The sequence below is a fragment of the Micromonospora sp. C28SCA-DRY-2 genome (genome assembly GCF_030519475.1).
In the GTDB taxonomy this organism is placed as follows: domain Bacteria; phylum Actinomycetota; class Actinomycetes; order Mycobacteriales; family Micromonosporaceae; genus Micromonospora.
Map to the genome: position 1 here is coordinate 1 of NZ_JAUMKD010000006.1, position 18,770 is coordinate 18,770.

At 77.6% G+C, this 18,770-nt stretch carries 13 protein-coding genes and 1 pseudogene; 7 read left to right on the top strand and 7 right to left on the bottom strand.

Going from position 1 to position 18,770, the window contains the following annotated elements; all coding sequences use genetic code 11:
• The 4 genes and pseudogenes from Q3W71_RS22895 to Q3W71_RS22910 form a co-directional block, all read right to left on the bottom strand.
• Positions 1-1,230, bottom strand: a 1,230-nt coding sequence (locus Q3W71_RS22895) for a DUF2314 domain-containing protein (protein ID WP_302921474.1), incomplete at its 3' end; no start/stop codon positions are given.
• 67 nt (positions 1,231-1,297) lie between these two features.
• On the bottom strand, positions 1,298-2,071 hold the full coding sequence (locus Q3W71_RS22900) for an adenosylcobinamide-GDP ribazoletransferase (protein ID WP_302921476.1): 774 nt from the start codon (positions 2,069-2,071) through the stop codon (positions 1,298-1,300).
• Complete coding sequence (locus Q3W71_RS22905; protein WP_302921477.1) at positions 2,061-3,947, bottom strand: bifunctional adenosylcobinamide kinase/adenosylcobinamide-phosphate guanylyltransferase; 1,887 nt, start codon at positions 3,945-3,947, stop codon at positions 2,061-2,063. The genes Q3W71_RS22900 and Q3W71_RS22905 overlap by 11 nt, the downstream gene beginning before the upstream one ends.
• A gap of 1,363 nt (positions 3,948-5,310) precedes the next feature.
• A pseudogene (locus Q3W71_RS22910) lies at positions 5,311-6,120 on the bottom strand (serine/threonine-protein kinase); the annotation flags it as partial.
• A gap of 145 nt (positions 6,121-6,265) precedes the next feature.
• Here Q3W71_RS22910 and Q3W71_RS22915 point away from each other — a divergent pair.
• On the top strand, positions 6,266-6,466 hold the full coding sequence (locus Q3W71_RS22915) for a hypothetical protein (protein ID WP_088992660.1): 201 nt from the start codon (positions 6,266-6,268) through the stop codon (positions 6,464-6,466).
• The gene (locus tag Q3W71_RS22920) at positions 6,466-7,257 is read left to right on the top strand and encodes a site-2 protease family protein (RefSeq protein WP_302921478.1); all 792 of its coding nucleotides are present in this window, start codon (positions 6,466-6,468) and stop codon (positions 7,255-7,257) included. Before Q3W71_RS22915 ends, Q3W71_RS22920 begins: the two co-directional genes overlap by 1 nt.
• Positions 7,258-7,397: 140 nt before the next feature.
• Here the strand turns inward: Q3W71_RS22920 and Q3W71_RS22925 are convergent, their stop codons facing one another.
• Both Q3W71_RS22925 and Q3W71_RS22930 read right to left on the bottom strand, forming a co-directional pair.
• The gene (locus Q3W71_RS22925) at positions 7,398-8,396 is read right to left on the bottom strand and encodes an aldo/keto reductase family protein (RefSeq protein ID WP_302921479.1); all 999 of its coding nucleotides are present in this window, start codon (positions 8,394-8,396) and stop codon (positions 7,398-7,400) included.
• 97 nt (positions 8,397-8,493) lie between these two features.
• A complete protein-coding gene (locus Q3W71_RS22930) occupies positions 8,494-13,851 on the bottom strand; it encodes a WG repeat-containing protein (protein WP_302921480.1) in 5,358 nt (1,785 codons plus the stop codon).
• 181 nt (positions 13,852-14,032) lie between these two features.
• Between Q3W71_RS22930 and Q3W71_RS22935 the strand changes: the two genes are divergently transcribed.
• From Q3W71_RS22935 to Q3W71_RS22945, 3 genes are read left to right on the top strand one after another with little or no spacing between them, the layout of a single operon-like run.
• Complete coding sequence (locus Q3W71_RS22935) at positions 14,033-14,884, top strand: ABC-2 family transporter protein (RefSeq protein WP_302921482.1); 852 nt, start codon at positions 14,033-14,035, stop codon at positions 14,882-14,884.
• On the top strand, positions 14,877-15,719 hold the full coding sequence (locus Q3W71_RS22940) for an ABC transporter permease (protein WP_302921483.1): 843 nt from the start codon (positions 14,877-14,879) through the stop codon (positions 15,717-15,719). Before Q3W71_RS22935 ends, Q3W71_RS22940 begins: the two co-directional genes overlap by 8 nt.
• Entirely contained in the window at positions 15,716-16,726 is a 1,011-nt protein-coding gene (locus Q3W71_RS22945) for an ATP-binding cassette domain-containing protein (protein WP_302921484.1), read from the top strand. Before Q3W71_RS22940 ends, Q3W71_RS22945 begins: the two co-directional genes overlap by 4 nt.
• On the opposite strand, the gene Q3W71_RS22950 is transcribed toward Q3W71_RS22945, so the two are convergent.
• Positions 16,672-17,232, bottom strand: coding sequence for a helix-turn-helix domain-containing protein (locus tag Q3W71_RS22950; RefSeq protein WP_302921485.1), 561 nt, complete (start codon positions 17,230-17,232; stop codon positions 16,672-16,674). The genes Q3W71_RS22945 and Q3W71_RS22950 overlap by 55 nt on opposite strands.
• A gap of 65 nt (positions 17,233-17,297) precedes the next feature.
• Here Q3W71_RS22950 and Q3W71_RS22955 point away from each other — a divergent pair, with 65 nt between their 5' ends.
• Both Q3W71_RS22955 and Q3W71_RS22960 read left to right on the top strand, forming a co-directional pair.
• Positions 17,298-18,209 (top strand): AzlC family ABC transporter permease, encoded by a 912-nt coding sequence (locus Q3W71_RS22955; protein ID WP_302921486.1) that lies wholly within the window; start codon positions 17,298-17,300, stop codon positions 18,207-18,209.
• Positions 18,203-18,511, top strand: coding sequence for an AzlD domain-containing protein (locus Q3W71_RS22960; protein WP_302921488.1), 309 nt, complete (start codon positions 18,203-18,205; stop codon positions 18,509-18,511). The genes Q3W71_RS22955 and Q3W71_RS22960 overlap by 7 nt, the downstream gene beginning before the upstream one ends.
• Positions 18,512-18,770 lie beyond the last annotated feature (259 nt).

Consider the following 18,770-nt stretch of genomic DNA (forward strand, 5'->3'; position numbering starts at 1 on the left):
GCCGGTGGCGTCGAGCAGGGCCCAGTCGACGACGTCGGCGGCCTCCACCACCACGGGGGCGCCGATCCGGACGGTCGGGTCGGTGTGCGCGTCGCTGGCGCTGGCGCCGACGATCCGCTCCGGTGACTCCCACGAGGTCACCCCGGCCCAGACGAACTCCGGGCCGTCCTCGCCGGGCAGGCCGTACTTGACCACGAGCTGGGTCTCCGGCGGCAGTTGGCCGGTGACGAACCGGGCCCGGATGTCGCCCAGCCCGGCGCGGGCGGTGGCGACGGCGCGGCTCATCGCGTCGCCCGACCGGGCGTAGCGCACGTCCGGCTGGATGCCGGAGAAGAGGGTGGCGCAGGCGGCGGCGAAGTAGCGCCCGGCCGGCCCCGGGTGCCCGGCGGGCGGGTGCAGGCTGAGGAACGAGTCGGCCTCCGGGTCCGTGGCCGGGTCCAGCTCCAGCCGGAGCAGCACCGGCGCGGTCGCCCCGTGCTGCTCCGGATTGCCGTACGCCACCGCGATGTCGTGCCCGGTCACCGTGGCCAGCACCGGCAGCTGCACGAACGCGGGCACCTCCTCGCCGGCCAGCCCGTCGGTCCAGTCCCGCAGCAACCGCCGCGCGGCGCCGGTCATCACCGCGCCCCAGGCCCGGGTGAGGTGGTCCGGCACCCCCTGGGTCTGCAACTCCAGCAGCCCGAACCGGCGCAGCCCCTTGGTGGTGAACCAGAGCCCCTCGGCGTCCGAGGAGTACGGCACCAGCACCCAGTCGACCAGCCGGATCCGGCCCTGCTCGTCGGGGAGCGAGCGCAGCGCGGTCGCCGGGTCGAGGAACTGCAACCCGAAGACGTCCACCACGTCGCCGTGCACCGACTCGGCGACCGCGGCGGCCACCGCCCGCGCCGCCCACTCGTGCGCCGGCGGCCAGCCGGGCCGGTACTCGGCCTGCACCACCACCAGGTGGCTGGCCGCGGCCAACCGGTCCAGCTGCGCCTCGCTGGCGCCGAACGCGGTCAGCAGATCCGGCGGCAGCTCGGGGAACTCGCCCACCGACCGGGTGTCCACACTCATCAACGGGCTGTCCAGCATCTGCCGGGCCAGGCCGAACACCGGGTCGGCCAGCCGGCCCCGCAGCGCCTCCACCGCGGTCTTCGGACCGACCCTCGGCAACCCGGCCATCGGCACCAGGTAGGTGGCGCTCAGCGACTCCGGCACCGGTACGGGCAGGAAGTCGTCCGTGATCAGCATGTCGTTCCCCCGGTTGGCCGCACCCGCGCTGTCGTGGGAGAACGCTACCCGCCGTGGCGCGCCGGACTCAGCCGGACAGCACGAGTCCCAGGTAGACCAGCGTGGTGACCAGCTCCACGGTCGCGCCGAGCACGTCGCCGGTGATCCCGCCGAGCCGGCGTACCACGTGCCGCAGCAGCGCCACCGCCATGGCGAGCGCGGCGACGACGGCGAGCGGCCCCTGCCACGGGTGGTCCGGCACCGCGGCGACCGCCACCAGTGCGACGGCGGCCGTCCCGGCGACCAGCGCGACCGGCCCGACGGTGCCGGCGACCAGCGCGCCCAGCCCGTCCGGCCGGGCCGCCGGCACGCCCCGCCGGCAGGCCACGGTGACCCCGAGCCGGCCCGCGGCGGTCGCCGCCACCACCGCGGCCAGCGCCGCCGGCCAGGACCGCCCGGCCAGCTCCGCGAGCGTCGCGGCCTGCACCAGCAGGACGACCACCAGCGCGGCCACCCCGAACGGACCCACGTCCGGCTTCTTCATGATCTCCAGCGCGGCCGCCCCCCGCCGGTACGACCCCAGCGCGTCCACGGTGTCGGCCAGCCCGTCCAGGTGCAGGCCCCGGGTGAGCAGCGCGCCCGCGCCCACGGTCACCCCGGCGGCGACCAGCGGCGGCGCGACCGCGACCAGGAGCAGCAGCAGCCCGGCGAGGAGCGCGCCGAGCAGCGCCCCCACCGCCGGGGCCAGCGCCATCGCGGTGCCCGCCACCGACCGGTCGATCCGGCCGGCGCGCACCGGCAGCGTGCTGAAGGTGGTCAGCGCCAGCCGCGCTCCGTCGGCGAGCCGCCGGTCAGCCGGCACGCCGGCCGGACGGGTCCACCGGCTGGCCGTCCGGTTCGGTGGTGGTCGGGCCCGGCCCGGCCGGCTCCGGCTCGACGAACTCGCGCTGGTCGTCCTCCTCCTCGACCGGCTCCGGCTCCTCGGGGCCGCCGCCGGCGAGCGAGGGGCGGGTGGGCAGCGCGGCGGCCAGCGCCAGCACCGAGCGCAGCAGCGGGAGCGCGGCCAGCGCGTTCGCCCCCTCACCCAGGTCGAGCCGCACGTCCAGCAGCGGGGTCAGGCCCAGCACGTCGGCGGCGAGCCGGGCGGCCGGGTCGCCGCCGTGGTCGGCCAGCAGGCACCAGTGCCGCGCCTGCCCGGCCAGGTCGCGGCTCACCATGCCGGCGGCCAGCCCGACCGGGCCGTCGAGCATCACCGGGATCCGGCGGGCCGTCGCGCCGAGCAGCACGCCGGTGGCGATCGCGATGTCCCCGCCGCCCAGTTCGGCCAGCACGTCCTTGGCACCCCGCGGCGAGCGGCGGGTGCGGTGCAGCGCGTCGCGGACCGCCGCGCACCGCTTCATCCAGGCCGCGTCGTCGATCTCACCCGCGTCGGTCAGCACCCGGCCGAGCACCGCTGGCGGTTCCGCGCCGGCGGTCGCGGCGAGCACCGCCGCCGCCGCGGCCTCGGTGCCGGCGCCGCAGGCCGCCAGCACCAGCAGCCGTACGCCCGCGTCGGCGGCCTGCTCGGCGAGGCGCCAGCCCTCGCGCAGGGCCGCCTCGACCTGTTCGCCGCTGAGCGCCGGCTCGACCTCCATCGGCGCCGCCGCCGGCGCCGCCACCACCTGCAGGCTCGCGCCGCACTCGGCCGCCAGCCGGGCCAGCGGGCCCTCGCCGGCGCGCGCCTGCCGGGCCCGCCGGGCGGACTCCCCGGCCACCGTGCCGGCGGCCGCCCCGCCGGCGTGGTCGCCGTGCAGCAGCAGCACCCGCACCGAGCCCCACGGGGCCGGGGTCGGGGTGCCCTGGGTGGCGGCGGCGAACCCGACCACCCGCTCCAGCACGCCGAGCCCGGCGCCGGGCACGTCCAGCGTGGCCAGCCGCTCGATCGCCTGCGGGCCGGCGTACTCGTCGGGCATGGGCAGCTCCATGCCGGGCTGGATGACCAGGCCGGTGGCCACCATCGGCAGCGCCATGGTGGGCGCCGCCCACGCCGTGGCCGGCTCGGCGGGCGGGGCGGCCGGTGGCGGCGGCGTCGGGGTCAGCACCTCCGGCAGCGCGGCCGGCTCGGGCGCGACGACGGCGCCGTTGACCGCCGGGGCGGCCGGCGCCGGGGCGGGGCCGCCTTGGGCCGGTACGGTCGCCGCCCGCGCGGCCTGCGCCGGTTTGAGCCAGGCCGGCTGGCCGGCGACCACCAGCACGACCGCGTCACAGGCGTCGGCGACCGCCCGGTTGGCCGCGCCGAGCGCGTCGGTGAACGCCCGGCCGAGCGGGGTGGTCGGCACCAGCGAGAGCCCGACCTCGGGGCTGACCAGCACCAGCCGCGCCGCGCAGGAGCGCACCGCGGCGGCCAGTTCGGCGATGGTGGCGGTGTCGTCGGCCGGCTGGTGGGCCGGGTCCAGCAGCACGGTCACCCAGCCGCCGAGGTCGTCGACGAGCAGCGTCTCGTTCGGCTCGGCGGCGGCGATCACGTCGGCCAGCCGGCGCGGGTCGGCCGCGGTCTCCTCGGTGCTCCAGGTCTCCGGGCGGCGGGCGCGGTGCGCCGCCAGCCGGGCGGCCCACTCGGCGTCGTCCGCGGCGGCGTCCGCGGCGGTGGCCAGGTAGCGGACCGTGGGCGCGTCGGCGACCAGGGACTCGGCGAACTCCGACTTGCCGGACCGGATGCCCCCGAGCACCAGGACCGTGTTCCACCCGTCAACGGACATGCCCGTACCTTAAGGCCGCCCGGCGCCCGCCCGCCGGCCGGCCCGCGTGCCGGCCGCCCGCTCCCGGCGGGCCGTTCCACCCGGCCGGGCCGCGGCCGGCCGGCGGTCAGCCGCAGTGCTCGAAGCTGCTGCCGTAGCTGGCGCCGCCGGTGGACCCGCCCCACTTCACGCACACCCCGGCCGCCTTGGCCTTCACCGGCCCGGCGTAGTACGCGAACGAGCCGCTGTCGGTGCTACGGGCGCGGCCCCGCACCTCCAGGTAGGCCGAGGCCGCGGTCTTCGTGCCGACCGCGGTGTCCTTCATGGTGACCACGCAGTTGTAGCCGGTGCCGGCGTGGTAGAGCAGGTACACCCGCCCCTTGCGCACGCCCGAGACGGTCAGCGACGCCGAGTCGATCACCTGGTAGCCGCTGCCGCACGCCTGGACCGGCGTGTACGGGTTCGGCTTCTCCGGCTTGCTGGTGCTCGGCGTGGGGCCCGGCTGGGCGGTCGTACCGCCGGTCGGCGCCGGCCCGCCCGACGGCGGCGGGGTGGACCGCCCGGGTGCGCTGGACGGTGGCGGGATGGCGGACGCGCTGCCGTCCGGCGTCGGCTCGGTACCCAGCCGGCCGCTGCCGTCGGTGGGGGCGGGGGCGGGCTCGCCGGTGACCGGGCCGGCCGAACCGCCGGTGAGCGCGTCCGGCCGGTCCCCGTCGCCGGGATCCCCGGCGAAGAGCGTCGTCGCCGCCACCACGCCGACCAGGAGCAGCAGCACGGTGGCCGCCGCGCCGACCAGCGCGATCCGGCGCCGGCCCGGCCGCGACTCGACCGGGTCCTCCCGGGTGGGCGGAAGCCCCCAGGCGTCGGTCCCCGGCTGGTGCGGCAGGGGGGTCGGTCGGCCGGCCGCGGCCCGGCCGGGTGTGAAGCCGGACGGCGGGCCGCTGGGCGGCGACACCGGGACGGGGTGGGACCCGGACGGCGAGACCGGGGCGGCGGCCGGTCCGGAGGGCGAGACCGGCGCCGCGGCCGGTCCGAACGGCCACACCGGCGCGGTGGTCGGTCCGGCGGGCGGCGGTGGCACCGGCCCGGGCGGCGAGATCGGCGCGGCGGCGCCACCCGTCGGCGAGCCCGGTGGCCCGGCGGGCGGCAGTTGCCCCGGCGGCGCGGGTGCCACCGCTGGCTCGCCGGTGCCGGACGTACCCCCGAACGAGCCGGAGCGGTCCACGGCCGGCGGTGGCGTCGGTGCGGCGGCGCCCGGGGCGATCGGCCCGGCGCCGGAGACCGGCTCCAGCGGCGGGGTGACGGCGGGCGAGGGGCCGGCCACCGCCCACGGCGGGCGGGCCGAGACCGGGATCGACGCCAGCGTGGCGTCCCGGGTCTCGGCGGCGGCCTCGGCGAGCGCCGCCGCGCTCGGGTACCGGTCGGCCGGGCGCTTCGCCATCGCCCGCTCGACCAGCGCGACCACCGCCGGCGGGGTGCCCGGCGGCAGCGGCGCGGGCTCGTCCTGCTGGTGCCGCAGGGCCACCTGCAACGGGTTCTCGCCCTCGAACGGCGGACGCCCGGCGAGGCAGAAGTACGCCACCGCGCCGAGCGCGTAGACGTCGGTCACCGGCGAGACCGGCTGGCCGGTGGCCTGCTCCGGCGACATGTACGTGGCGGTGCCGAGCATCGTGTGGGCGGCGGTGATCCCGGCCGTGCTGCCCGAGCGGGCGATGCCGAAGTCGACCAGCACCACCCGGCCGTCGGGCTTCACCAGCAGGTTGCCCGGCTTCACGTCCCGGTGCACGATGCCGGCCAGGTGCGCGGCGTGCAGCGCCTCGGCGGCCTGCGCCACCACCGACATGGTGGAGGCGGCGTCGAGCCGGCCGGCCCGCCGGATCCAGCCGCCCAGGGGCTCCCCGGCGACGTACTCCATCACCAGGTAGTCGACCTCGCTGCCGTCGGCGAGGGTCGCGCGCCCGACGTCGTGCACCGCCACCACGCCGGGGTGCCGCAGCGCCGCCAGCATCCGCGCCTCGGCCCGGAACCGGGTGGTGAACTCGGGGTCCGCGGTCAGCGCCGGCAGCAGCACCTTCACCGCCACCTCGCGTTCGAGGAGGAGATCCGTGCACCGCCAGACCGCTCCCATGCCGCCGGTGGCCACCCGTTCGCCCAGCCGGTACCGCTCGCTGAGCACCACGCCTTGAGTCAGCACCGGGCCACGGTACCGGCCGGCTCCGTCGGCCTGGATCAAGCCCCGCCCCCGGTCCACGGGACGAGCGAGCGACCGGCGTCGGCCCGGCCGACTACGCTGGCGAGGGTTCGTCCCACGGGACATCAGCGGCGAGGGGAGACGCGGCATGGCGTGGAGCTGGCGGTACGAGGGCACGAACGGCGAGTCGGTCGAGGGGCCGGCGGAGTCGTTCGGCAGCCAGGCGGATGCCGAATCCTGGATCGGCCAGACCTGGCGCGAGCTCGCGGCGTCCGGCGTCACCTCGGTCGCGCTCGTCGAGGACGACCGGGTGGAGTACCGGATGAGCCTGCTGCCCGCGGCGGAGTGATGGGTTCCGACCGCCCGGGGTCGCTGGTGCTCGGCATGCCCCGGGCGGCGTTCCGGCCCAGCCCGGTCTTCCTCGCCCTGGTGGCGCTCTTCGTCACCAGCGGCGTGCTGACCTGGCAGCGGTTCGGCAACGTCCGGTTCGACGTCTTCCTCTTCGTCGTCTCCGGCTGGCTGGTCTCGCTCTGCCTGCACGAGTACGCGCACGCGGTGGTGGCCTACCGGGCCGGCGACCGGGGCGTGGCGCACCGCGGCTACCTGACGTTGAACCCGCTGAAGTACAGCCACCCGCTGCTGTCCATCGCGCTGCCGGTGCTGGTGGTGCTGCTCGGCGGGATCGGGCTGCCCGGCGGGGCCGTCTGGGTCGACCGGCACGAGATCCCCGGGCGGCTGCGGCACACCCTGGTCAGCCTCGCCGGCCCGGCCACCAACGTGCTGTTCACCCTGGTGCTGGTGGCGGTGCTGCGGCTGGGCGCGGGCGCCGGCGGGCCGGTGGAGTTCTGGGCCGCCGTGGCGCTGCTCGCCTTCCTCCAGCTCACCGCGAGCGTGCTCAACCTGCTGCCGGTGCCGGGCCTGGACGGCGGCAACATGATCCAGCCCTGGCTGAACCCGCAGTGGCGCCGGATGTACGACCTGTTCGCCCCGTACGGCTTCATCCTGCTGTTCGCGCTGCTGTGGAACCCGCGGATCAGCGGCTGGTTCTTCGACCTGGTCTTCGCCGTCGGCGACCTGCTCGGCCTGCCGCCCTGGCTCTACGCCACCGGGCTGGACCTGGTCCGCTTCTGGCAGGGCTGACCGCGGCCCCGGGCCCCGACGGCCCGGTCGGCGGCGGCTCGGTCGGCCCGTGCGACGGCGGTCCGTGCGACGGCGGCCCGTGCGACGGCGGTCCGGCCCGGCCGGCACCCGCTGACGGGAGCCGGCCGGGCCGGAACGTGTCACGGCCGCTGCGCCGGGCTCTCGGTCCGGGCCGGGTCGCGCTCGACGATCGGGTCGATGATCTCGTCGATGGCCTTGAGCAGGTCGGCGTCGAGCTTCACGCCGGCCGCCTTGACGTTGTCGTGTACCTGCTCGGGGCGGGACGCGCCGACGATCGCCGAGGAGACGTTCGGGTTCTGCAGCACCCAGGCGATGGCGAGCTGGGCCATGCTCAGCCCGGCCTGCTCGGCCAGCGGCTTGAGCCGCTGCACCCGGGTGAGCACGTCGTCGGTCAGGAACTTGGCGATGAAGCCCGCGCCGGACTTCTCGTCGGTGGCCCGGGAGCCGGCCGGCGGCGGCTGGCCCGGCAGGTACTTGCCGGAGAGCACGCCCTGCGCGATCGGCGACCAGACGATCTGCCCGACGCCCAGCTCCTCGCTGGTGGGCACGACCTCGGACTCGATGACCCGCCAGAGCATCGAGTACTGCGGCTGGTTGGAGACCAGCGGGATGCGCAGTTCCCGGGCGAGCCGGTGGGCCTCGCGGATCTGCGACGCCTTCCACTCGGAGACGCCGATGTAGAGCGCCTTGCCGGAGTGCACGACGTCGGCGAACGCCTCCATCGTCTCCTCCAGCGGCGTGCTGTAGTCGTACCGGTGGGCCTGGTAGAGGTCCACGTAGTCGGTGCGCAGCCGGCGCAGCGAGCCGTTGATCGACTCCATGATGTGCTTGCGGGACAGGCCGCGGTCGTTGCGGCCGGGCCCGGTGGGCCAGTACACCTTGGTGAAGATCTCCAGGCCCTCGCGCCGCTCGTTCTCCAGCGCCCGGCCGAGCACGTCCTCGGCCCGGGTGCCGGCGTAGACGTCGGCGGTGTCGAAGGTGGTGATGCCGGCGTCCAGGGCGGCGCGGACGCAGGCGAACGCCGCGTCCTCCTCGACCTGCGAGCCGTGGGTGATCCAGTTGCCGTACGAGATCTCGCTGACCATCAGGCCGGAACGGCCCAGGTGTCGGAATTCCATGTCTCCGACCCTAGTCCCGGCCGGCGGCCGGCCGGCGAGCGGCTGACCGGCCGACCTCAGTTCGGGCGGCGGTGGCGTCCACCGCCGGGTCGCCGGGTCAGATCACCGGGTTGGTGTCGGTGAGCAGCCGCTCGATCTCCGCGACCACCTCGTCGCGGTCCCGGTGCACCGGGTCGATCAGCAGCTCACCGCTCCGGTCCAGCGCGCCCCACCGCCCGGCGGCGGTGCCCACCAGGAACGCGACCGGGTGGATGACCAGCGCCGGGTGGGCCGGTGGCACGATCACCCGCCCGGTCCGGTCGACCACGCCGCGCCGGCCAGCCAGGTCCACCACGGCCAGCCCCTCGTCGGTGAAGTCGTCGACCTGGCGGCCGTCGGAGAGCGTCGTGGCGAACCCGTGGTACCGGGTCGGCAGCACGATCTGGCCGTTGCGGTCCACCGCGCCCCAGCCCTCCCGGCGCACCGCGGCCACCCCGCGCCGGAACGGGCGTACGTCGGCGAAGCCCGGCGGGATCGCCACGTCACCGTTGGGGCGGATGGCCAGCCAGCCGGCGCCCCGGTCGCGGAGCACCCAGGCCAGGCCGTCGGAGAAGGAGCGCACCGCAAGGTACGACGGCTCGATCACCGTCGTGCCGGTGAGCGCGATCAGCGACCAGCGGTCGGTCTCCGGCCGGCGTACCCAGGCGAGCCCCTCGCGGAACGGCTGCGCCTCCGCGTACCGGGCCGGGATCACCAGCTCGCCATCCGGGTCGGCGTAGCCCCAGAGCGTGTCGTCGCGGGCCGGTACCGGGGGCCGCACCCGGTCCAGCAGGTCGTCCCGGGTCCGGGGGTACGGCCCGAAGCCGTGCTTCGTGGCCCGGTCGGCGACCGCGTCCAGCGCCGTCCGGATCCGGGCCAGCAGGTCGGCGTCGGCGGCGCCGCGCAGGTCCAGCGCCCGCTCGAAGTGCTGGCTCGCCTCCATCAACCGCCCCTGGTCGTACGCCGACCGCCCGGCGTGCTCGTGCAGGGCCGCGCGCAGCCGGTCGGGCAGTTCGGGCGAGTTCGCCTCCGCGAAGAGCCGGTCGGCCTCGGCGTGGTCGCCCCGCCAGCGCAGCACGTGCGCCAGCCGGGCCTGGGCCAGCGCGATCCGCCGCAGCTCGCCGGTGGCCTCCGCGTAGGTCAGGGCGAGCCGCCCGTCGGCGAGCGCGTCGTCCAGCTCGCCGAGGACCCGCGACACCACCGCGCGCAGGCTGAGCAGCCGGGCCCGGGACCGGTTGTCCACAGTGGTGCCCAGCTTCTCGGTCAGGCCCCGCCGGACGGCCCGCAGCTCCTCCGGGTCGTCCACCACCTCCCGGAGGCTGACCGGGTCGAGCCGCCAGCGGTAGCTGGCGAGCACCTGCTCCGGGTCGCCCTGCGACCCGGCCGTCCGCTCGGCGGCCGGTTCCGGTCCGCCCGGCCCGGTCCCGACGGCCGGCGCAGCCGAGACGGGAGTGGCCGGCGGTGCCGAGACGGGAGCGGCCGGCGGTGCCGAGACGGGAGTGGCCGGCGGTGCCGGGACGGGAGTGACCGGCGGTGCCGAGACGGGAGTGGCCGGCGGTGCCGGGACGGGAGCGGCCGGCGGTGCCGGGACGGGCGCGGTTGGTGGCGCGGAGACCGGTGCCCCGGGTGGGGCCGAGACAGGGGCGGCCGGTGGGCCGGACCCGGGCGCGGCGGCCGGCGGGGACGCCGACGCGTCGGCCGGGGCGGAGACGGCTGTCGCGGGTGGCGCGGACCCGGGTACGGCCGGCGGGGCCGAGGCGGGCGCGGCCGGTGGGCCGGAGACGGGCGAACCAGGTGGCGCGGACACGGGCGCCGTGGACCGCGCCGGCGCGGGTGCGGCCGGCGGGGCCGGGACGGAGCCAGCGGCCGGGCCGGACGTGGCGCCGCCGGCCGCGGTGGGCACCGGATCGTCGGCCGGGGTGGCGGCGGGTGGCGCAGATACGGGTGACCTGGCCTGCGCCGGCGCGGATGCGGTCGGCGGGACCGAGACGGGAGCAGCCGGCGGGCCGGACGTGGGTGCGGTGGCCGATGGGGTGACCGGTGCGGCGGGCGGGGCGGATTCGGGCCGGGCCGGTGGTGCGGAGACCGGTGCGTCCGGCCGCCGGGACAGGGGTGCGGCGGGCGGCGTGGCGGCACCCTGGGCGGGCGGGGCGGCCACGGATGCGGTTCCGTCGCCCGGAGGCGCGGCGACCGGGGCATTTTGCACGGGGACCGGCGCCGTGGTCGGCTCGGCGGACCGCGGCGAGGGGTGCGAGGCCGGCTGACCGGAGGAGGCCGGATCAGGTGCCGCCGATCCGGGTGGATCGAGCTGCGCCACGGACACCGCTGGCATGGCGCGAACGGTCGGGACGGCGGCGGCGTCGGCAACGGCCGGTGGCGCGGCGTCGGCGGCGGTCGCGCCCGGGGCAGTCGCTGTCGTCGGGACGACCGGGTCGTCGCTCACCGGCGGCGCGGACACCGGCCACACCGCGCCGTTGTGGGTGGCCGCGGCCGCCAGGTCCGCCGTCGGCCCCACGTCGGGTGCCGTCGGGGCGTGGCCGAGCTGCTCGCCGTCGCCCGGCGCGGGTGCGGCCGGGCCGGGCTGGACCGTCGGCGTCGTCACGGATGCCACCGCGCCGCCGTCGGCGGGCGGTGCGGACACGGGGGCGGCCGGGCGCTCGGCCGGCGGCCCGGCGACCGGGCCGCCGTCGGCCGGTACGTCCGGTTCCCGGCCCTTGACGGGCGGCGTGGACAGGTCACCCGTCGCCTGGGCTTCCGGCGCTGCTGCCGACACGGGCGCGGCCCCGTCGGAGCCGACCCCCGGTGCGGAGGCAGCCCGCTCGGGCGGTGCGGAGGCAACGGCCTCGACGGGCGGCCCGGCCGCCGCCTCGACGGGTGGCGCGGAGGCAGCTCGCTCGACGGGCGGCGCGGACGCCGCCGCCTCGGCGGGTGGCGCGGAGACCGGCGCGACGGCGTGGTCGGTGTGCGGCGGGAGGGCCGGCTCGGCCGGCTGAGGGTCGGCGGGGGCGGCCGGGTCCGGCACCTCGTCCCCGACCGGCGCCGCCGGCTCGTCCCTGACCGGTGCGGCCGGCTCGCCCTGGACCGGCTCGGGCATCGGTGCGGCCGGTGCGGGGTCTGTCGGGACGGTCGGCGGGGCCGGGTGCGCGGTCGCGGTGGTGTCGGCGGTCGCCGCCGGCTCGGCGGTGCCGAACCAGGCGGCCGGTCCGCTCGGAGCGTTGCCGTCCGCCGGCTCCGGCGGCACGGCCGGAGCCGGCGGGTCGCTGGGCGGCGGCGGGACGTAGACCTTCGGCCGGTCGGGGGTGATGGCCAGCGGCGCAGGCACGGGCTGCCCGCTCCCGGCCGGTGCGGTGCCGGCACCCGAGACGGGACGGTCGACGGGCGTCACATCGCTCCGACTGGCCGGGGCGGTCGGCGACGCCGGTGGGGCGCTCGTCGGCGCCTCCGGGGTCGGCCGGAACTCCATCCGCAGCCGGGCGGCCGGCGGCCCGGAGACGGGCCGGTCGTCTGGTGTGGACGGCGGACGGGTAGCCGGCGGCCGGTGCTCGGCGGCGGGCGTCTCGGGCCGGCCGCTACCCGGCGTCGCCGACGCCGGGGCCCACGCCGGCGGTGCGGCGGGACGTGCGTGGCTGCCGGCAGCCGCCGGGTCGAACGCGGGTGGTGGGCCGACCGGCCGGTCCCCGCGGGCGGGCTGCGCCGGTCCGGCCGGGTACGGCGGTGGCACCGGGCGGCCGGACGCCGGGGGCGGGGTCGGGCCCCGTCCGGCGCCCGGAGCCGGCGACACCGGTCGATCGGTGGCCGGCGGGCCGAACGCCGGCGGCGGGGCAGCCGGACGTGACCCGGCGGCCGGTCGCCCGGCGAACGGCGGCGGCGACACCGGCCGGTCGCCGTGTGCGGCGGGGGAGACCGGTCGGTCGGTGTGGGGCGCGCGGGGGTCGGGTCCGGCGTGGCCGGGTCGGGCGCGCTCCGGCGGGGCGGGCGAGACGGGTCGGTCGCCGTGTGCGGCGGGGGAGACGGGTCGGTCGGTGTGGGGGGTGCGGGGGTCGGGTCCGGCGTGGCCGGGTCGCGCGCGCTCCGGCGGGGCGGGCGAGATCGGCCGGTCGGTGTAGGGCGTGCGCGGGTCCGGTCGGCGCCGGGTGGGCAGGTCGCGGTCCGCCGGGGCGGGGGAGACCGGCCGGCCGGAGACCGGCAGGTCACGAGCGGGCGCGCCGGCGGCGGGCATGGCGCGCCGCTCGTCGACCGGCGGCGCGGCGTCGTAGCGGTCGCCGCGGGCCGGGCCGGTCGGTTCCGCCGGCCGGCGGTGCTCGGGTCGAGGGTCGGTGTGGTGGCCGGGGCTGCGGTCGTAGCCGGGGCGTACCGGCCCGGGAGCCGGCCAGGGCAGGCCGCCCTCCGGCCGGGACGGCGGCTGGCCCGGTGGCTCGCGGTGGAACTCCGGCCGGGCCTCCTCGCGCGGGCGCCGCTCCGGGTACGTCTCGGCCCGGGCCGCCGCCTCGCGCGGCCGCCGGTGCTCGTCCGGCTCCGGCCTCCGGCGCTCGACGTCGTCGTACGGCCGCTCGTCGGCGCCCCGCTCCGGGCCCTCCCAGCGGCCGGCCGGCGCGGCGCGGTCGACCGGTCCGCGGTCCCGGCGCTCGGCGGCGAACCGCTCGTGCTCGGCGGGGAACCGGTCGGTGCGCTCGGCGGGGAACCGCTCGTGCTGGTCGGCGGGCCGGCGTTCGCCGGTGAACCGGTCACGCTGCTCGGCCGGGGGCCGCTCGCGCTGGTCGGCGGCGCGGTCCCACTGGTAGCGGGGCCGGCGGGTGCCCTCGGCCGGGCGCTGGTCGTAGCCGTTGGCCGACCGGTCCTGCGCGGCCGGCCGGCGCGCCGGCAGGTCCTCGTCCGGCTCGGCCAGCCAGCCGGGTTCGGACCGACTGGCGGGGGAGACGGGCGCGATGCCGGACCGCCCCCGGCCGGGCGGCTCGTGCCGGGGCGTGCGGTCGTCGTACCGGTCGTGGTCACGGGGTGCGGTGCGGCCCGCGTCGACGCCGTACGGGGCGCGCGCGTGCTCGTCCCGCCGGTTGGGGGCCGGCCGCTGCCGGTCGTCGGGCCACCCGGGCTCGCCGCGCCCCGGGCGGTACGGGTCGTCGTCGTACCGCCAGCCGTCGCGGCCGCGGTGCCGGTCCCAGCCGTCCGGTTCGTCCTCCCAGGACCGGCCCAGGTACGTCCCGTCGGGGCGGGTCGGCGCGAGCGGGGGCACCTCGGCGCGGCCGACCACGGCCGCCCGACCGCGGGGCGCCGGCGGCGGTGTGTGCTGGATGCCGATGTCGCCCGGGTAGCGCTGGCCGGGGAACTGGGGGTGCCACTCCGTGGTCGGCTCGACGACCCAGGCCGGTTCCGCCGGGTCGTGCCACCGGTCCGCGTAGCCGCGGCTCATCCGGGCGGCCCGTCGCCGGTACGGGGACACGAGGTCATGCCGGGGTCGCCGCCGGCCGCCCGCTCGCTCACGGCCGCGTCCCGGTGGCCGGCTCGCGTCCGCTCGCTCACGGCGATGTCACCTCGTTGGAAATTGTCGCGCTGGGCACCCCGTCGACCGGTAAAGTCGCCCGTTCCGGCACGGCGTTGGCTGCGGAAAGGAGGGTAGCGGCGTGGGCTCGCTCACCGCCACTGTGGCACCGCCTGCCGCCTCAAACGTTATCCTATGGTTTCGGACATTTAGGGCAATAGCCGGATCGAGCTTCCGACGATACTCCACCTACCGCCAGGCGGCGGTGGCCGGCGTCGTCACCAACTGCGTGTTCGGTTTCCTCCGCTGCTACGTCCTGCTCGCCGCGGTCGGCGCGGCCGGCACCGTGGCCGGGTACGACCGGGCCCAGCTCGCCACCTTCGTCTGGGTGGGGCAGGGCCTGCTCGCCGTCATCCTCCTCTGGGGATGGACCGACCTGGCCGACCGGATCCGCACCGGTGAGGTCGCCGCCGACCTGCTCCGCCCGGTACACCCGGTGACCAGCTACCTCGCCGCCGACCTGGGCCGGGCCGGCTACGCCGTGCTGGCCCGGCTGATCCCGCCGGTGCTGGTCGGCCCGCTCTTCTTCCCGGTGCACGTCCCGCAGCGGTGGGCCACCTGGCCGTTGTTCGCGCTCTCCGCGCTCGTCGCCGTGGTGCTCTGCTTCGGCTGCCGCTACCTGGTCAACGCCACCGCGTTCTGGCTGCACGACGCGCGCGGCCCGGTCATCATCTGGACCCTCGTCTCGGGAGTGCTCACCGGGCTCTACTTCCCGCTGCGCTTCCTGCCGGAGTGGCTCCAGCTGCTGCTCTGGCTCGGCACCCCGTTCCCGAGCCTGTTGCAGACCCCGCTGGACGTGCTGGTCGAGCGGGACCCGGCCGGCACCCAGCTCGCCCTGGTCGGCGTGCAGCTGTGCTGGGCGGTGCTGATCCTCGCCGCCTGCCGGCTGGTGCAGCGCCGGGCCGAACGCCGGCTGGTCGTGCAGGGTGGCTGACCACGCGGCCCCGAGCGGACCGGTGCGCGCCGGCGCCGGCGCGCTGGCCGCGTACCGGGCGCTGCTCGGGGCGCAGGCGCGGGCGCAGACCGCGTACCGGACGTCGTTCCTGGTGGACCTGGTGGGCAACGTCGGGTTCACCGTCTTCGACGTGGTCACCGTGCTGGTCGTGTTCGGCGTGACCCGGGAGCTGGGCGGCTTCACGCTGCGCGAGACGATGGTCATCGTCGGCATCTCCACCGGCGCGTTCGCCCTCGCGGACCTGCTGGTCGGCAACATCGAACGGCTGCCCCGCTACGTGCGTACCGGGCTCTTCGACGCCGTGCTGCTCCGCCCGCTGGGCACGCTGCCGCAACTGCTGCTGATGGACCTGCCGCTGCGCAAGGTGTCCCGGGCGGTCTTCGGGCTCGCGGTGCTGGTGGTGGCGGTCGGCTCCGCCGGGATCCAGTGGACCGCCGCCCGGGTGCTGCTGGTCGTCCTCGCCCCGCTGGCCGCGGTGGTCTTCTTCGGCTCGGTCTTCGTGGCCACCGCCACCGTCTCCTTCTTCTGGGTCGACTCGGGTGAACTGGCCAACTCGGTCACCTACGGTGGGCGGGACTTCACCACCTACCCGATCACCGTCTACGACGGATGGTTCCGCGCGCTCTTCGCGTACGGCCTGGGTTTCGCCTTCGTCGGCTACCACCCGGCACTGGCGCTGCTCGGCCGGGGCGACCCGCTCGGCCTGCCGGGCTGGGTCGGCTGGGCCGCGCCGGGCGTCGCGCTGGTCGCCGCCGCGATCGCCGCCGCCGCCTGGCGCGTCGGCGTCCGCCACTACCGGAGTACGGGGTCATGAGCGTCATCGAGGCCAGGGCACTGCGCAAGGAGTTCACCGTCCGGGTCAGGGCCGGGCGGCTGCGCCGCGAGAAACGGCTGGTCACCGCCGTCGACGGGATCGACCTGCGGATCGAGCGCGGGGAGCTGCTCGGCTACATCGGACCGAACGGGGCCGGCAAGTCCACCACGCTCAAGATGCTCACCGGGGTGCTGACGCCCTCGGCCGGCGAGGTACGCGTCTGCGGGCTGCGCCCGGTCGCCCAGCGCACCCGGCTCGCGCTGCGCGTCGGCGTGGTCTTCGGCCAGCGTTCCCAACTGTGGTGGGACCTGCCGCTGCGGGACTCCTTCGACCTGCTCCGGCACGTCTACCGGGTGCCGCCCGGCGAGCACGCCGCCCGGCTGCGCCGCTGCCGGCACCTGCTCGACCTGGACGCGTTCCTGGACGTCCCGGTCCGCCAGCTCTCCCTCGGCCAGCGGATGCGCGGCGAGCTGACCGCCGCGCTGCTGCACGGCCCCGAGGTGCTCTTCCTCGACGAACCCACCATCGGTCTGGACGTGGTCAGCCGGCAGGCGGTGCGCGGCTTCCTGGCCGAGCTGGGCCAGGCCGGGGACACCACGCTGGTGCTGACCACGCACGACCTGGCCGACATCGAACGGCTCTGCCGGCGGCTGGTGGTGATCGACCACGGTCGGGTGGTGCACGACGGGTCGATCGCCGCGCTGCACGAGCGGTACGGCTCCCGCCGGCTGGTGGTGGCCGACCTCGACGCCCCCGTACCCGAGCCGCCGGTGCTGCCCGGCGCGTCGCTGCACCGGGTGGAGAACGACGGGCACCGGCTGGTGTTCGCGCTGGAGTCGGCGCGGGTGGCCGAGGTGGTGGCCGGGCTCGCCGGGCTGGGCGCGCTGCGCGACGTCTCGGTGCTGGAGCCGGACATCGAGGACGTGGTGGCCCGCCTCTACCGGCGGAAGCGTCAGGGGTGCTCCATCACCAGCACGGCGAAGGTGCCCGGGGCCAGCGCCTCGTAGCGGTGCGGGGCGTCGCCGGGGAAGGTGGCGTAGTCGCCCGGGCCCAGCTCCACCGGGTCGGATTCGGGGCCGACCCGCATCCGCCCGGCGGCGACCACCACGTGCTCGATGCTGCGCGGGGTGTGCGCCTCGGCCTTGCGGACCGCGCCGGGCTCCAGGTCGAGGACGTAGATGTCCCGCCTCGCGTGCGTCGACCCGGCGCTGAGCAGCGTCCCGGTGAAGTCGGCGTGCTCGGAGCGGATCCGGGGGCCCTCGCCGGCCCGGACCACCCGGACGGCCGGGCTCGGCGGCTCGACCAGCCGGCTGAACGGCACGTCCAGTGCCACGCCGAGCGCCCAGAGCGTCTCCACGCTCGGGTTGCCGACGCCCGACTCCAGCTGGGAGAGGGTGGACTTGGCGATCCCGGCCCGCCGGGCCAGCTCGGTCAGCGAGATGCCGACCCGCTCCCGCTCACGCCGGATCGCGGCGGCGATGGTGGCCAGCGGGGGTGCCGGTAGGGCGGCCATGTTCGCTCCGTCGGTCTGTTCGTTCGGTTTGACGACCACGCGCATTCCGTTCATCATGGTGGACCATGCGTACGGTACAACGAACAGCCGGCGGCGGGGTACTCCGCGACGTCGCCGCCATCGGGGCGGCGATGGTGGCGGTGGGCGCCTCGTTCGGCGCGGTGGCGGTCGCCGCCGGGCTGCCCGGCTGGGCCGCCGTCGCGATGTCCGTGCTGGTGTTCGCCGGCGGGGCGCAGTTCATGGCGGTCGGGCTGGTCGCGGCGGGCAGCCCGCTGGCCGCCGTCCTCGCCGGGCTGCTGCTCAACGCCCGGCACCTGCCGTTCGGCCTGACCCTCGGTGACAGCCTCGGCCGTCGGCTGTGGCAACGGCTGCTCGGCAGCCACCTGATGACCGACGAGGCCACCGCGTTCGCCCTGGCCCAGCCCGCCGGTCCGGCCCGGCACCGGGCGTTCTGGCTGGCCGCGGCGTTGTTCTTCGTCACCTGGAACGTCGGCACCGTACTCGGCGTGCTGGCCGGCGGGGTGGCCGGCGACCCGGCCGCGCTGGGCCTGGACGCCGCCTTCCCGGCCGGCCTGCTCGCGCTGCTGCTGCCCAGCCTGCGCGACCGGGAGATCCGGCGGGTGGCGCTGGCCGGTGCGGTGCTGGCCGTGCTCACCACCCCGCTGCTGCCGGCCGGCCTGCCGGTGCTGCTCGCCCTGGCCGGTCCGGCCGTGCTGGCCGTACGGGCCGTCCGGGCCGGCGCCGGCGACCGGGAGGTAGGGGTGACGCCCGCCCCGACCCGGGACACCCGCCGGGTCGGCCGGGGTGGAGCCGGGACCGGTGGACGGGAGGCCGGGGGCACCTCCAGCCCGGCCTCCGTCACCGGTCCCGTCACCGGCGTCCGGGAGGTCGGGGTGACGCCCGCCCCGATCCCGGACGCCGGGCGCGGGGTCGGGACACCCGACCCGGCCCGACCCAGGGGAGGGGAGTCGTGCTGATCGCGGTGATCCTGGCGCTGGCCGCCGGGACGTACGGCTTCCGGGTCGCCGGGGTGCTGCTGCGCGACCGGCTCGACCTGCCGGAGTGGTCCCGCCGGCTGCTGCCGGTGGGCGCCGCCGCGCTGCTCGCCGCGCTCGCGGCCACCGCCACGCTGACCGAGGCCGGCGCGTTCGCCGGCTGGGCCCGGCCGACGGGGGTGCTGGTCGGCGTGCTGCTGGCCTGGCGGCGGGCGCCCTTCGTGCTGGTCGTGCTCGCCGCCGCCGGGACGACCGCCCTGCTCCGCCTGCTCGGCGTCCCGTAGCGCTCCGGCGCCGCCGCGTCACCGGCAGTCCGCCCGCCCGCCCAACGTCGTGGTTCGTGGTCCCGTCGACGCTTCGGGTGCGCGGCCGAGGTTTGGGTGCGTCTGTTGTCGCCCCAGCGACGACAGATGCACCCGGTCCAGGCGGAGGAGGGGGCGGGTTGGCCGTGCCGTGCCGGTGCAGGCCGTGTCGCGCCGCAAACCGCAGGCCCCTGCCGGGGTCCCCAGCGCGGCGGCTGGCGGCGGGAACGAGAACGGCCCC